At 61.0% G+C, this 12,791-nt stretch carries 17 protein-coding genes; 9 read left to right on the top strand and 8 right to left on the bottom strand.

All coding sequences use genetic code 11. The features are described 5' to 3' along the window. Nucleotides 1-1,326, top strand: coding sequence for an acyclic terpene utilization AtuA family protein (locus tag JFU04_RS20690; RefSeq protein ID WP_201145632.1), 1,326 nt, complete (start codon nt 1-3; stop codon nt 1,324-1,326). Further along, complete coding sequence (locus JFU04_RS20685) at nt 1,323-1,637, top strand: AtuA-related protein (protein WP_106803065.1); 315 nt, start codon at nt 1,323-1,325, stop codon at nt 1,635-1,637. Before JFU04_RS20690 ends, JFU04_RS20685 begins: the two co-directional genes overlap by 4 nt. A gap of 114 nt (nt 1,638-1,751) precedes the next feature. Here JFU04_RS20685 and JFU04_RS20680 read toward each other — a convergent pair whose 3' ends face one another. Beyond that, complete coding sequence (locus JFU04_RS20680) at nt 1,752-2,123, bottom strand: glutathione S-transferase N-terminal domain-containing protein (RefSeq protein ID WP_065903382.1); 372 nt, start codon at nt 2,121-2,123, stop codon at nt 1,752-1,754. Nucleotides 2,124-2,224: 101 nt separating this feature from the next. Further along, nucleotides 2,225-2,770 (bottom strand): GTP cyclohydrolase I FolE, encoded by a 546-nt coding sequence (gene folE / locus JFU04_RS20675; protein ID WP_019826593.1) that lies wholly within the window; start codon nt 2,768-2,770, stop codon nt 2,225-2,227. A 213-nt stretch (nt 2,771-2,983) separates the two neighbouring features. Between folE and JFU04_RS20670 the strand changes: the two genes are divergently transcribed. Then, nucleotides 2,984-3,679, top strand: a complete 696-nt coding sequence (locus JFU04_RS20670; RefSeq protein ID WP_242485922.1) for a zeta toxin family protein — start codon at nt 2,984-2,986, stop codon at nt 3,677-3,679. Then, nucleotides 3,676-3,855, top strand: a complete 180-nt coding sequence (locus JFU04_RS20665; protein WP_106803066.1) for a hypothetical protein — start codon at nt 3,676-3,678, stop codon at nt 3,853-3,855. The genes JFU04_RS20670 and JFU04_RS20665 overlap by 4 nt, the downstream gene beginning before the upstream one ends. Before the next feature lie 50 nt (nt 3,856-3,905). Here JFU04_RS20665 and JFU04_RS20660 read toward each other — a convergent pair whose 3' ends face one another. The 3 genes from JFU04_RS20660 to JFU04_RS20650 form a co-directional block, all read right to left on the bottom strand. Then, entirely contained in the window at nt 3,906-4,463 is a 558-nt protein-coding gene (locus tag JFU04_RS20660) for a Smr/MutS family protein (protein ID WP_057721413.1), read from the bottom strand. A 75-nt stretch (nt 4,464-4,538) separates the two neighbouring features. Further along, nucleotides 4,539-4,859, bottom strand: a complete 321-nt coding sequence (locus JFU04_RS20655) for a hypothetical protein (protein ID WP_120449294.1) — start codon at nt 4,857-4,859, stop codon at nt 4,539-4,541. Nucleotides 4,860-5,001: 142 nt separating this feature from the next. After that, entirely contained in the window at nt 5,002-5,592 is a 591-nt protein-coding gene (locus tag JFU04_RS20650; RefSeq protein ID WP_065903371.1) for a cysteine hydrolase family protein, read from the bottom strand. 240 nt (nt 5,593-5,832) lie between these two features. Here JFU04_RS20650 and prmB point away from each other — a divergent pair, with 240 nt between their 5' ends. Then, nucleotides 5,833-6,741 (top strand): 50S ribosomal protein L3 N(5)-glutamine methyltransferase, encoded by a 909-nt coding sequence (gene prmB, locus JFU04_RS20645; RefSeq protein ID WP_065903369.1) that lies wholly within the window; start codon nt 5,833-5,835, stop codon nt 6,739-6,741. Between the two features lie 83 nt (nt 6,742-6,824). Here the strand turns inward: prmB and JFU04_RS20640 are convergent, their stop codons facing one another. Beyond that, on the bottom strand, nt 6,825-7,631 hold the full coding sequence (locus tag JFU04_RS20640) for a hypothetical protein (RefSeq protein WP_065903367.1): 807 nt from the start codon (nt 7,629-7,631) through the stop codon (nt 6,825-6,827). 99 nt (nt 7,632-7,730) lie between these two features. Beyond that, nucleotides 7,731-8,693, bottom strand: coding sequence for an alpha/beta hydrolase (locus JFU04_RS20635; protein ID WP_201145630.1), 963 nt, complete (start codon nt 8,691-8,693; stop codon nt 7,731-7,733). Between the two features lie 143 nt (nt 8,694-8,836). On the opposite strand from JFU04_RS20635, the gene aroC reads away from it, so the two are divergent. The 4 genes from aroC (at nt 8,837) to JFU04_RS20615 (ending at nt 12,167) form a co-directional block, all read left to right on the top strand. After that, nucleotides 8,837-9,928, top strand: a complete 1,092-nt coding sequence (gene aroC / locus JFU04_RS20630) for a chorismate synthase (RefSeq protein ID WP_106803068.1) — start codon at nt 8,837-8,839, stop codon at nt 9,926-9,928. A gap of 73 nt (nt 9,929-10,001) precedes the next feature. Continuing rightward, entirely contained in the window at nt 10,002-11,165 is a 1,164-nt protein-coding gene (locus tag JFU04_RS20625) for an MFS transporter (protein ID WP_120449291.1), read from the top strand. Continuing rightward, entirely contained in the window at nt 11,162-11,692 is a 531-nt protein-coding gene (locus JFU04_RS20620) for a 1,2-dihydroxy-3-keto-5-methylthiopentene dioxygenase (protein WP_201145628.1), read from the top strand. Before JFU04_RS20625 ends, JFU04_RS20620 begins: the two co-directional genes overlap by 4 nt. A gap of 211 nt (nt 11,693-11,903) precedes the next feature. Continuing rightward, the gene (locus tag JFU04_RS20615) at nt 11,904-12,167 is read left to right on the top strand and encodes a response regulator transcription factor (RefSeq protein WP_065903357.1); all 264 of its coding nucleotides are present in this window, start codon (nt 11,904-11,906) and stop codon (nt 12,165-12,167) included. Nucleotides 12,168-12,225: 58 nt separating this feature from the next. Here the strand turns inward: JFU04_RS20615 and JFU04_RS20610 are convergent, their stop codons facing one another. Then, nucleotides 12,226-12,504 (bottom strand): DUF3509 domain-containing protein, encoded by a 279-nt coding sequence (locus tag JFU04_RS20610; RefSeq protein ID WP_003172952.1) that lies wholly within the window; start codon nt 12,502-12,504, stop codon nt 12,226-12,228. Nucleotides 12,505-12,791 lie beyond the last annotated feature (287 nt).

The following is a 12,791-nucleotide window of genomic DNA, read 5'->3' as shown; positions in this document are numbered from 1 at the left end:
ATGAAAACCTTGCGCATCGGTTCCGGTGCCGGCTATTCCGGCGACCGTATTGAACCCGCCGTGGAACTGGCTGAACAGGGCGATCTGGATTACCTGGTCTTCGAATGCCTGGCCGAACGCACGATTGCCCTGGCGCAACAGGCGCGGATCACGGATCCCGACGGCGGCTATGACCCGCTGCTCAGTGAGCGCATGCGCCGCGTGTTGCCGTTTGTGGGGGAGGGCGCCGGGCGTCGCCGCCTGCGGGTGGTCACCAACATGGGCGCGGCCAACCCGGTGTCGGCGGCGATTGAAGTGCGGCGCATCGCCAGCGAGCTGGGCCTGCGCCTCAAGGTGGTCGCGGTGGTGGGCGACGATGTCTTGGCTGCGTTGCAGCCCGAGCAAGTGCTGGATAACGGCCAGACCGTCGGTTCACTCGGCGAACGGCTGATTTCCGCCAATGCCTACCTGGGCGTGGAAGGCATCCTTGAAGCCCTGCGCGCCGACGCCGATGTGGTGATTACCGGACGTGTCGCCGACCCGTCGCTGTTCCTCGCGCCGCAGATGTTCGAGTTCGGCTGGGCCGCGGATGACTGGCAGCGCTTGGGTCGCGGCACTTTAGTTGGACATTTGCTCGAATGCGCCGGGCAAGTCAGTGGCGGCTATTTTGCCGACCCGGGCTTCAAAGATGTGGATGACCTGGCGCGCCTGGGATTCCCCTTGGCCGAGATCAATGCCGAGGGCGAAGCGCTGATCACCAAGGTTGCAGGCTCAGGTGGACGGGTCAGCCGTGCGACCTGCACCGAGCAACTGATTTATGAAGTGCATGATCCAGCGGCGTATTTGACGCCTGATGTGACCGCGGATTTTTCCAAGGTGGGTTTTGTCGAGGAAGCGGTTGATCGTGTGCGCGCCCAGGGCGCCGCGGGGCGCGCGCGACCTGAACAGTTGAAGGTCAGCGTGGGCTATCTGGATGGCTGGATCGGCGAAGGGCAGATGTCCTACGGCGGCCCCGGCGCCGTCGCACGGGCTCAATTGGCGCGGGATGTCGTACTCAAGCGTCTGGCGTTAACCGGCGTGAAGATGCAGGACGTGCGCGCCGAGCTGATCGGCATGGACTCGCTCCACGGCCCGCGCAGCAGTGTCGAACCTTGGGAAGTGCGCTTGCGCGTCGCGGCTCGATGCGAGGAGCGTGGCGAAGCGGTACGGATCGGCAATGAAGTGGAAACCCTCTACACCAACGGCCCCTCCGGCGGCGGCGGTGCCAGTAAAAGCGTGCGCCAGGTGGTGGCGGTGGCGTCATTACTGCTGCCGCGAAGCGCGGTCAACCCGAGGATCGAAGCATGAAACTGCACACGCTGGCCCACTCCCGGACCGGGGACAAGGGCGACACCTCGAACATCTCGATCATTGCTTATCGCGCCGAGGATTACCCGTTGCTGTGTGAACAGCTCACGGCCGAACGCGTGACCGAGTTCTTTGCCGGCCTGCTGGAACCGGGTGCTGCGCCGGTGCGGCGTTATGAATTGCCCACTGTCCAGGCGCTGAACTTCGTCTTGCCGGGGATTCTGCGCGGTGGCGTGACCCGCTCCCTGGCGCTGGATGCCCATGGCAAATGCCTGGGCTCGGCGCTGCTGGATGTTGACTTGGTAATCTGAACTCAAAGTGGGAACGGGCTTGCTCGCGAATGCGCTGTGTCAGTCGATAGATTGATTGACTGATCCGCCGCTTTTGCGAGCAAGCCCGCTCCCACGTTCGATCTTCAGTGTTTGTCAGACCGCGGCGAAGCGCTTGTCCAGGTAGTCGATGATGACCTTGGAGTCATACATCCAAGTGGTCTGGCCGTTTTCTTCGATGCGCAGGCACGGCACTTTGATCTTGCCACCTTGCTCCAGCAGGGTCTGGCGGTCCTGCTCGTTGTTTTTCGCATCCTTGAGCGCCACCGGCACATTCAGGCGGTGCAGGGTGCGGCGAGTCTTCACACAGAACGGGCAGGCGTGGAATTGATACAGGGTCAGGCCCTTGGCCGCTTCGTTGACCTGTGCCTGTTGTTCGGCGGGGCGCTGCTTTTTACGCGGACGGGTAAGGAAGTCGCCCGCGATGATGACGTGGCCGAGGCCCACTCGAAGTGCTTTGACGAACATGGCTGAAACCTCTTGCCCATGAAGAAGGGGCCGCAGCTTACCTGATTTCTGCAGGCGAAAAAAAACCGGCGATGAACGCCGGTTTTTTCCTACTCAGACGATTACTTGATCAGGCTGAGGAATTCGCTGCGGGTGGCCGCGTTTTCGCGGAACTCACCCAGCATCACCGAGGTGATCATCGAGGAATTCTGTTTCTCGACACCGCGCATCATCATGCACATGTGCTTGGCCTCGATCACGACGGCCACGCCCAGGGCTCCCGTCACTTGCATCACCGCATCGGCGATCTGGCGACTGAGGTTTTCCTGGATCTGCAGGCGGCGCGCATACATGTCGACAATCCGCGCGACCTTCGACAGGCCCAGCACTTTGCCGCTCGGGATGTAGGCAACGTGCGCCTTGCCGATAAACGGCAGCAGGTGGTGTTCGCACAACGAATACAACTCGATGTCCTTGACCAGCACCATTTCGCTGTTGTCAGAGCTGAACAAGGCACCGTTGGTGACTTCTTCCAGGGTCTGTTCATAGCCGCGGCAAAGGTACTGCATCGCCTTGGCGGCACGCTTTGGCGTGTCGAGCAGGCCCTCGCGGGAAACGTCCTCGCCGAGTTGGCCGAGGATCGCGGTGTAATTCTGTTCCAATGTCACAGGACTGTTTCCGTATGGGTTTCAGAACGGTACGGTGTATGCCTGTACCAATGTGAAGCGTTGCCCGGCGCTTAGTGGCGGCGGGTGATGTGGCGCACATAGTAGCGTAGGAACGCCGACAGTTGTATTCCTGGGCGATAGCGATGTTAGAGTCTGCCTCCGCTGAGGACGACGTAATGACCCCCGCTGGAGCGATGCATCTCAGAACGCGCATTGACCTTTGCCAAGGCCAATCGGACGAGGATAGCCCGGGAGCTGGCTTGCCTGGATAAGTACCCGGGTGAGCGCTATCCAGTCTCGGTATTTATGGCGGGCTCTCCCGGTGCAGGTAACACAGAAGTATCAAAGTCCTTTATTCGTTTGATGGAGGAAGGGGGAGCAGGTGCCTTGCGTATCGACCCGGATGACTTCAGGGAATACTTTCCCGAGTACCCGGGTCGAAACTCCAGCCTTTTTCAACGTGGCTTGACGGCTATGGTCGAGCGTACCGTTGGCTTGGTCTATCAGCAGCGGCAGTCCTTCCTGTTGGACGGAACGCTGGCGAATTTTGCTGTTGCTCGAAAAAACATCCAGCGTGCACTCGATAAGGAAAATCGGTCCGTTCAAGTTATCTATGTTTACCAAAAGCCTGAACTTGCATGGGAGTTCGTGCTGGCACGCGAGGCTGTTGAAGGTAGAAATATCCCCTGCAAAGAGTTCATTCGCCAGTTTTATGCATCAAAGGCAACGGTGTGCGGATTGAAGCGCGAGTTCATTGGGCGTCTTCAAGTCGATGTTCTCATCAAGGACACCGACGGCGGCGAGTCGCAGATCGGTATCAACCTATCGGCAGGGGAAATTGACGAACTTGTCAGGCAGCCCTACCATCCTGAAGAACTTGAGCAAATATTGACCGGAGTAGCCTTATGAAAGGCGAAGTGACGGAAGTTGTTGAGAAGTACTCATCGACCACAATGTCAGATTTTTTCCGAAGTGGTTCTGTGGAGGAGCGACGTGCGGTCTATCGGAGCGCGGCCAACACGGCAATCACCCTGCAAAAAGCAGTGATCTCGTTGGCAAGAGAGAAAAAAGCGAAAGACAGCTGAAACCTATGCGGCCGACAACAGCCCAGCTCACTTGCTGGGCTTTTTTTTGCTTACTCGTCACGCCCTTCCATCATGGTGCGCTTGAGCATCACATACACCGCCCCCGCGCCGCCGTGGCGGGCCTGGCAGGAGGTGAAGCCGAGTACCTGGGTGTGCTGGCGCAGCCAGGTGTTGACGTGGCTTTTGATCATCGGACGCTTGCCGTCCAGTCGCACAGCCTTGCCGTGGGTGACGCGCACGCAGCGGATTTCAAATTTGGTGGCTTCGGCGAGGAAGGCCCACAGGGTTTCGCGGGCTTTTTCCACGGTCATGCCGTGCAGGTCGAGGCTGCCTTCGAACGGGATCTGGCCGGCCTTAAGCTTGCGCATCTGGCTTTCCTGCACGCCGTCGCGGGCCCACATGAGTTCGTCTTCGGGGCCGACATCGATCACGAACTGGTCCGACAGGCCATCAACGGTGGTGGCGTCGGTGCGCACGGTTGCAGCCTGGCGCAGTTTGGCGATCTGCGCCCGGTCGGCCTTGGGTTTGCCGGTGTCGGCGCGGTCGTGCTTGATCGGCTTGACGCCGCGCAGCTCGTTTTTGAACAGGGAAAAATCGTCGTCTTGCATGTCAGCCTCCGCGAAGGGCGGGCAGTTTACCTAAATCGCGGCGGCCAGGGCGCAGGAAACGCTATCCAAGCGCCATCAGTCGTGCTTTTTCATCAGGTGTGAAGCGATGTTCAGCGACAACGGCTGACGCATCTTCCGACGGCTGCGACGCCACAGCCAGACGCCCAGCCACAGCACCAGCAGGCCAACGACCGCCAAGATCGCCGAGCCACCGGGGCTGGCATTCAGTTCGCCAAGGGCCGGCGAGTGACCGAATAAACCAGCGGCACCCGCACCCGCCAGCAGCACACCAACAATCGCCAGCAGCGCGGCAATGCCGGCCACCAGGCGCAGACGCCAGTTGCTCGGGCCCTTGGGGCGCAAGCGACGAGCATCAAAACCATCGGATATCTTCATTCCGACCTTTCCTCCAGGGTATCGGCCCTTCGACCGGAAGATACACAGGTTGTTCCTGTACCCGAGGTAATTGCAGCAAATGACAGGCATTTGCAGATGAGCGGGACATAAAACATGCCGCGCCGCTCATCCCATGGGTCGATCAGATCAGATCTTTGGTCAACGCGAGGGTCGCGAAGTTGTCGGCCATGATGGCCATTTCGGTCTGTTGCACGTGCTCGGCGCTGAGGATGCCGCCCTTGTAGGGCAGGTCGCGTGTCGCACAGGCGTCTTCCACCAGGGTGCAGCGAAAGCCCAGGTTCTTGGCGGCGCGCACGGTGGTGCTGACGCTGGAGTGACTCATGAAACCGCAGACGATCAGGTCCAGGGAGCCAAGGTCCTGCAGGTGTTTTTCCAAGCCAGTGCCGTGGAACGCGCTGGGCAGCAGTTTGCCGATGATGGTCTCGTCGCCGACAGGTTCCAGGCCGGGGATGAATTCGCCGCGCTCGCCTTGCGGGTCGAACAGGCCGCCAACGGTGCCCAGGTGACGCACATGCACGATCGGGCGCCCGGCGTTGCGCGCGGCAGCGGCCAGTTGCTGGATGTTGGCGACCGCCGCGTCCATGCCCGAGAGGGCGAGCGGGCCGCTGAGGTATTCCTTCTGGGCATCGATGATCACGAGGGTCGCATGGCCAAGGTTGGCTGCCGCATAACCACGACCGCTGAGTTGAAACATCGTCTTTGGAACGGACATTCTGGGGGCTCCTGTGAGGGGGGCTTTTGTGACATTGTCCACTGGCTGAGCGGTTCTGTGAATCGCTACCATCGTAAGGTACGCCGTTGTTGACGTGCAGCCATGTCAAGTGGGCGGCTTGTTTAACCGAATGATGGCAATTTGGAAGAAATCCGACGTATGGCCTGGGCTTTTCGTACATCGTCGGTACAGGCGAAGGCTGTTAGAATCGCCAGTCGTTTTTTCCAGGAGTCTGCCCCCGTGATCACTTCCCGCCTGCGCACCTTGCGCGACCACATCCGTTGGGCTGTCAGCCGTTTCCATGGGGAAGACCTGTTTTTTGGCCATGGCACCGACAACGCCTGGGACGAAGCCCGGCAATTGGTGCTCGGCGCCTTGCACCTGCCGTGGGAAATCGCCGACAGCTACCTGGATTGCAATCTGGAAGAAGAGGAAATCTCCCACGTGCAGCGCTTGCTGCATCGACGTATCCACGAGCGCGTGCCTACCGCCTACCTGCTGAAAGAGGCCTGGTTCTGCGGTATGTCGTTTATCGTCGACGAGCGCGTGCTGATCCCGCGTTCACCGATTGGCGAACTGATCGAAAACCGCTTCGAACCCTGGCTGGCCCAGCCACCGGCGCGCATCCTCGACCTGTGCACCGGCTCCGGTTGCATCGGCATTGCCTGTGCCTACGAGTTCCAGGACGCTGAAGTGGTGCTGGGCGACTTGTCCTTCGAAGCCCTTGAGGTGGCGAACCAGAACATCGAGCGCCATGGTGTCGACGAGCGCGTCTACACCGTGCAGGGCGACGGCTTCGACGGCCTGCCGGGCCAGCGCTTCGACCTGATCGTGTCGAACCCGCCGTATGTGGATGCCGAAGACTTCGCCGACATGCCGGACGAATACCAGCACGAACCGGAGCTGGGCCTGGCCTGTGGCGATGATGGCTTGAACCTGGTGCGGCGCATGCTGGCCGAAGCGGCAGACCACCTGACCGAGAAGGGCTTGTTGATTGTCGAAGTGGGCAACAGCCAGGTGCACGTCGAGGCGCTGTATCCGGAAGTGGACTTCGCCTGGCTGGAGTTCCAGCGCGGTGGCCACGGGGTGTTCATGTTGACGGCCGAGCAGTGCCGCCAGCATCAAGCGGTCTTTGCCGCTCGGGTGTGAAGCACGCCCTGTAGGCGCCCGGCGTGCCGGCGATGGCTCTCTTGAGGCCACCATCGCCGGCAAGCCGGGCGCCTACAGTTGCATTACCGGTGTGTGGCAATCCAGATCAACAACCCTGCCTGAAACACGGTAAACGCCACCAGGCAAGTAATCGTGAAGCGCAAGCCGCTGTCTTCGCGCTTGAACTTGGTGACCTTTTCTTCTTCCTTGCGCAGCTTCACTTCCTGCTCCGCCAGGTTCTGCTCGGCCTGTTGCAGCATCTGCGCGGCTTCGAGAATTTCCACGAACTGCACTTTCTCGGTGTTCCAGCTGTCGAGCACGTCGCTGACCTTGCCCGGCTGCACGTTGCCCTTGAGGTGCTGCACATCGGCGTAAGCCACATCAAACCCCTGGATGCGCAGGAAGTGATCGCGGCGCAGGCGCGTGGATTCGTTGAGGGCGTCCTTGTTGGCCAGGTCGACGCCGTCGACGCGGTAGTGCGACCACTTCTTCTTCGCCCAGGCGGCGCCTTGGGCCACCAGGAAGCGACCGATGCCACGGTTGGCCGGTTCGATTTCCAGGCTGTTGCCAGGGCCGAAGTGCACGCGGTGCGTGTCATGGTCGACCCAGATATCCAGATGGTTCTGCTCACGGCGCACGCGCTGCCCCGGCAGTTGGATGACCATGCGCAACAGGCTGTGGCGTTTGTCGTGGCGCTCGGCATAGCCGAACTGCACGAACCGCAATGGCCGCACGCCTGTGGCGCGGTCGGTAGCCAGCGGCGCCAGGCGCAGCATCTTGAAATGCTCGGCCTGAACATCCGCCCACGGCAGGGGCGCCGCGTCGACGGCCTCGGTTTTTTCAGCCGGGGTGTCGGCGATTGGTTCCGGTGTTGCTTCAGTGGTTGTCATGCGGCGCGATCCTGTCCAAGCCCAGCGAGTCGACAGTCTTTTTGCTGTCGACTCAGGGCTTATCGGCCGGTTTCTGCAGGACTGGAGGCAAATTGTCGCTTAACGGGGTTGAAGTCCGTCGATAAAGCGCACCAGGCGGCTGCCCAACTCGGCGGCGAGCGGCAGTTGCGGGTCATTGTAGGAGGCCAATTGCTGCTTTACGTCATTGGGCACGATGCGCATCACGTGGTTCATGCCTTCGATTACCGACAACTGCGCGTCGGGCTTGGCGTTTTTCAGTTGGCGGGCATCGTCGACGCCGACCTGGATGTCGTTGGTGCCCTGGATGATCAGCGCCGGCATGTTCAGCTTGGCGAAGGCCGCCGACGGGTCGGCGCGGAACAGGCTGATCAGATACGGCTGCACGCTGGGACGGAAAATGCCCTCCAGCGGGCCAGGCACATCGGCATCCACCTGGCCGGCCTTGAGGTGATCAAGGATTTCATTGCTGCGCAGCAACAGGGCAGGGGGCAGGTGGTCGGCCAGTTGCTGGCGGATCACCTGGTCGACCGGCCGCGCGCTGCCGGACAGCGAGATCACCCCGGCCGGGTCCAGTTGCGGTGCCGCCAGGGCAGCCACCAATGCGCCTTCACTGTGGCCCAGCAGGATCAGCGGGCCCATGCGTTCATCGGCCTTGAGCTGCTTGCCCCAGGCCACGGCGTCCGCCACATAGGCATCCAGGGTCAGGTTGCGTTCATCCGGGGTGGCGGCCAGGCTCGCGGCCACACCGCGCTTGTCGTAGCGCACGCTGGCGATGTTGTGCCGCGCCAGCACCCAGGCCAGGCGCTTGAGGCTGTCGTTGCGTGCGCCGTCGGCACTGTTGCCGTTGCGGTCGGTGGGACCGGAGCCGGCGATGATCAACACCACCGGTACCGGCTTGTCGGATTTGGGCAACAGGAGCGAGCCAAACAGCTCGCCGCTGCCGGTGTCCAGGCTGATGGGCCGTTGCAGGACGACAGGGGAGGCGGCGAAGCCAAGGCTGGAAAACAGGGTGAGGGTCAAAAGCAGAACTCGCAGCATCATCGCGCCATCATTGGGAAGGTGCCGGTTGGACCAACGTCTACCGGTAAGGTTTCGAGGATGAACTAGTGAGTTAGCCTGCGTATACTGGCCGCCTTAAGTTATTACGGTTGACTTGATTCAACTGATTTCACGGAGCGCTCTGCATGTCCGGCAATACCTTCGGCAAGCTGTTCACTGTCACCACCGCGGGCGAAAGCCATGGCCCGGCGTTGGTCGCCATTGTCGACGGCTGCCCGCCTGGCCTCGAGCTGTCCCTGGAAGACTTGCAGCGTGACCTCGACCGCCGCAAGCCCGGCACCAGCCGCCACACCACCCAGCGCCAGGAGCCCGACGAGGTCGAGATCCTCTCCGGCGTGTTCGAAGGCCGCACCACCGGCTGCGCCATCGGCCTGCTGATTCGCAACACCGACCAGAAGTCCAAGGACTACTCGGCGATCAAGGACCTGTTCCGCCCGGCTCACGCCGACTACACCTACCATCACAAATACGGCGAGCGCGACTACCGTGGCGGTGGCCGCAGCTCGGCCCGCGAAACCGCCATGCGCGTGGCTGCCGGCGCGATCGCGAAGAAATACCTGGCAACCCAGGGCATCGTCATTCGTGGCTACATGAGCCAGTTGGGCCCGATCGAGATTCCGTTCAAGACCTGGGACAGCGTCGAAGACAACGCCTTCTTCAGCCCCGACCCGGACAAGGTGCCGGAGCTGGAGGCCTACATGGACCAGTTGCGCCGCGACCAGGATTCCGTCGGCGCCAAGATCACGGTGGTCGCCGAAGGTGTCAAGCCGGGCCTGGGCGAGCCGATCTTCGACCGCCTCGATGCCGAGCTGGCCCACGCGTTGATGAGCATCAACGCGGTGAAAGGCGTGGAAATCGGCGCCGGTTTTGCCTGCGTGTCGCAGCGCGGCACCGAGCACCGTGATGAGCTGACCCCCGAAGGTTTCCTCAGCAACAACGCCGGCGGCATCCTCGGTGGTATTTCCTCCGGGCAGCCAATCGTTGCGCACCTGGCGCTCAAGGCCACGTCAAGCATCACCACGCCGGGCCGTTCGATCGATGTGCACGGCAACCCGGTGGATGTGATCACCAAGGGCCGCCACGACCCATGCGTAGGCATTCGCGCCACGCCGATTGCCGAGGCGATGATGGCCATCGTGCTGATGGACCACCTGCTGCGCAACCGTGGGCAAAACGCTGATGTACAGGTGACCACCCCGGTGCTGGGCCAGCTGTGACCGCCTGTAGGGGTGAGCGAGCTTGCCGTGGCAAGGGCGCTTGTTCTTGCCGGGCGGCGATGCAGCCCCGGTAATGACCCCAGCCCTCCCGTACTGGCGCCTCTCCAGCTTCTACCTGTTCTACTTCGCCCTGCTCGGGGCGACGGCGCCGTTCCTGGCGCTGTATTTCGATCATCTGGGGTTCTCCAGCGCGCGCATCGGCGAGCTGGTGGCCATCCCCATGCTGATGCGCTGCGTGGCACCCAACCTGTGGGGTTGGCTCGGCGACTACACCGGTCGGCGCCTGGCCATCGTGCGCTTTGGCGCGGTGTGTACGTTGGCGAGTTTTTCGCTGATCTTCGTCAGCCACACCTACGCCTGGCTGGCCCTGGTGATGGCACTGCATGCGTTTTTCTGGCACGCGGTGCTGCCGCAGTTTGAAGTGATCACCCTGGCGCACCTGCAAAAACAGACCTCGCGCTACAGCCAGATCCGCCTGTGGGGCTCCATCGGTTTTATCCTCACCGTGGTGATCATGGGCCGTCTGTTCGACTGGTTGAGCCTGGACATCTACCCGGTAGTCGTCGTGGTGATCATGGCCGGCATCATCGGTGCCAGCCTGTGGGTGCCGAATGCGCAACCCGCCAGCCACGGCAATCGCCTGGCCGGGGAGGGGTTCCTCAAGCAGTTACGCAGCCCTGGGGTACTGGCGTTTTATGCCTGCGTGGCGCTGATGCAAATGAGCCACGGCCCGTACTACACCTTCCTCACCCTGCACCTGGAACACTTGGGCTACAGCCGTGGCACGATCGGCATGCTGTGGGCGCTGGGAGTGGTGGCGGAGGTGCTGATGTTCCTCGGCATGAGCCGCATCCTCACGCGTTTTTCGCTGCGCCGGGTGCTGCTGGCCAGTTTTCTGCTGGCGGCCCTGCGCTGGTTGCTGCTGGGATCGTTTGCCGAGTACTTCTGGGTGCTGTTGCTGGCGCAGGTCATGCACGCCGCGACTTTCGGCAGCTTTCACGCGGCGGCCATCGCCTTTGTGCAACGCAGCTTCGGCGCTAGACAACAAGGCCAGGGCCAGGCGCTGTATGCCGCGCTGGCCGGTACCGGCGGCGCATTGGGCGCGCTGTATTCCGGCTACAGTTGGAACCTGTTGGGGCCGACCCTGACTTTCAGCATCGCCAGCGTCGCGGCCCTGGCCGCCGCCGTTATCATCGGTCTTCGATTGCAAGAGCAGAACCAAGGAAACCCTCAATGAGCTATGTCGCCGTCTACCCCGTCACTTCACCGGATACCCCGAACAAGGTCCTGACCCATGCCGACGACATCGCCGCGACCCTCGCCGAGCACGGTGTGCGGTTCGAGCGCTGGCAGCCCGCATCCATCGAGCAGGGGGCCAGCGACGCGCAAATGATCGCGGCATACCAGGCGCAGATCGACGCCCTGGGCTACGAGCGCGTGGACGTGTTCAGCGTCACTGGCGACCACCCGCAAAAAGACTCACTGCGCGCGCAGTTCCTCGATGAGCGCCGTTACACTGACGAAGAAGTGCGCTTCTTTATTGCCGGCCAAGGCTTGTACACCCTGCACATTGGCGACTATGTGTACGCCATACGTTGCGAAAAGCATGACCTGCTGATGATCCCGGCGGGTATTGCACACTGGTTTGATATCGGCGAGAACCCGCACCTGGTCACGCTGCGGCTGTTCAATAACGCTCAAGGCCAGGTACCCGCGTTCACGGGAGATGAGATCGCCCGACGTTTCCCCGGATTGGACGACTGATTGCGGCGAATTACAAACATCAACCCCGATGAGTTGTTAGTTGCTGTGGGAAGAAACTTAAATTCCTGTAAGGCCCGGCTGTTTGTTGCAGGCCCTACGCCTTAATACCATTCGTTATGTAACTCTCTGCGGCATCGATGTTTATATCACCTGTCAATAGGAGGAATCCGAATGCTGACAGGGCGTCCGCCAATAAAAGGGAGAGAACTTAATGATAGGCACAGAGGAGTCGTCACCGTACTGCGTGCCCGATGCCGTCAGGCGGCGGCTGAGCTTGTCCGGCAAGCCCCTGACCCCCACCGAGTTGGAGATCCTGCGCTGGGCCGCGGAAGGCAAGACGGTCTGGGAGATCAGCCAGATACGCAATACGTCCGAAGCCACGGTGAAATTCCACTTGCGCAACATCTACGGCAAGTTGGAGGTCACCAACCGCGTGCAGGCGATGAACGAGGCGGCGCGCCGAGGCCTGTGCTGAATCCATGAAAAAGGGCCGCAATGCTCAACGGCATTGCGGCCCTTTTTTGGTTGCTTGCTCAGGCCGAATGGTAAGTCGGCAGGGCAAAACGGTTCTGGCTCTGCAGCATCGAGATTTGCGGCAACTCACTGGCTTGTTCGGCCAGGTCGCGGCGAATGGCGCTGATCACCCAAGTGAGTTGATCGGCGGTGTGCAGCTGCTGGTAGGAAATCGAACGCTTGACCTGTTTGCCTTCGCTGTTGCGCAGGGTCAACAGGATGCCGCCGTCGGGACGTGGCTGGGTGGTGACGTCGTAGTTGGAAAATACTGAAGCGAATTTATCTTGGATCAGGCTCATGTCTATCAGCTCCGTTGGCTCAAGTTGGCAAGCATGGAGTGATAGGTGCAGTGATTGTGCCAGCTACTGAATTTTAAAAATATCGTTATAAATCAGCAACTTATAAAAAATGAGATTTTTCGTTTTCGTGCAATTTGCATGAATGGCCATCATGCATCCTGCATTTTGCGCTGCTCAACCCGGCGAATTGCGCGTGCCGTTATCCATAAAGACTGCCCGCACGCGGCTAAATTCCTTTTTTCAGCACGCGCCCCTCGGGATACAAAACTTTTCAAATCCCGCGTGTA

Origin of the sequence: Pseudomonas sp. TH21, assembly GCF_016651025.1 — a bacterium.
Lineage (GTDB): Bacteria > Pseudomonadota > Gammaproteobacteria > Pseudomonadales > Pseudomonadaceae > Aquipseudomonas > Aquipseudomonas aylmerensis.
The sequence above is the reverse complement of the archived record's forward strand: the minus strand, read 5'-3'. Positions and strand labels throughout refer to the sequence as shown.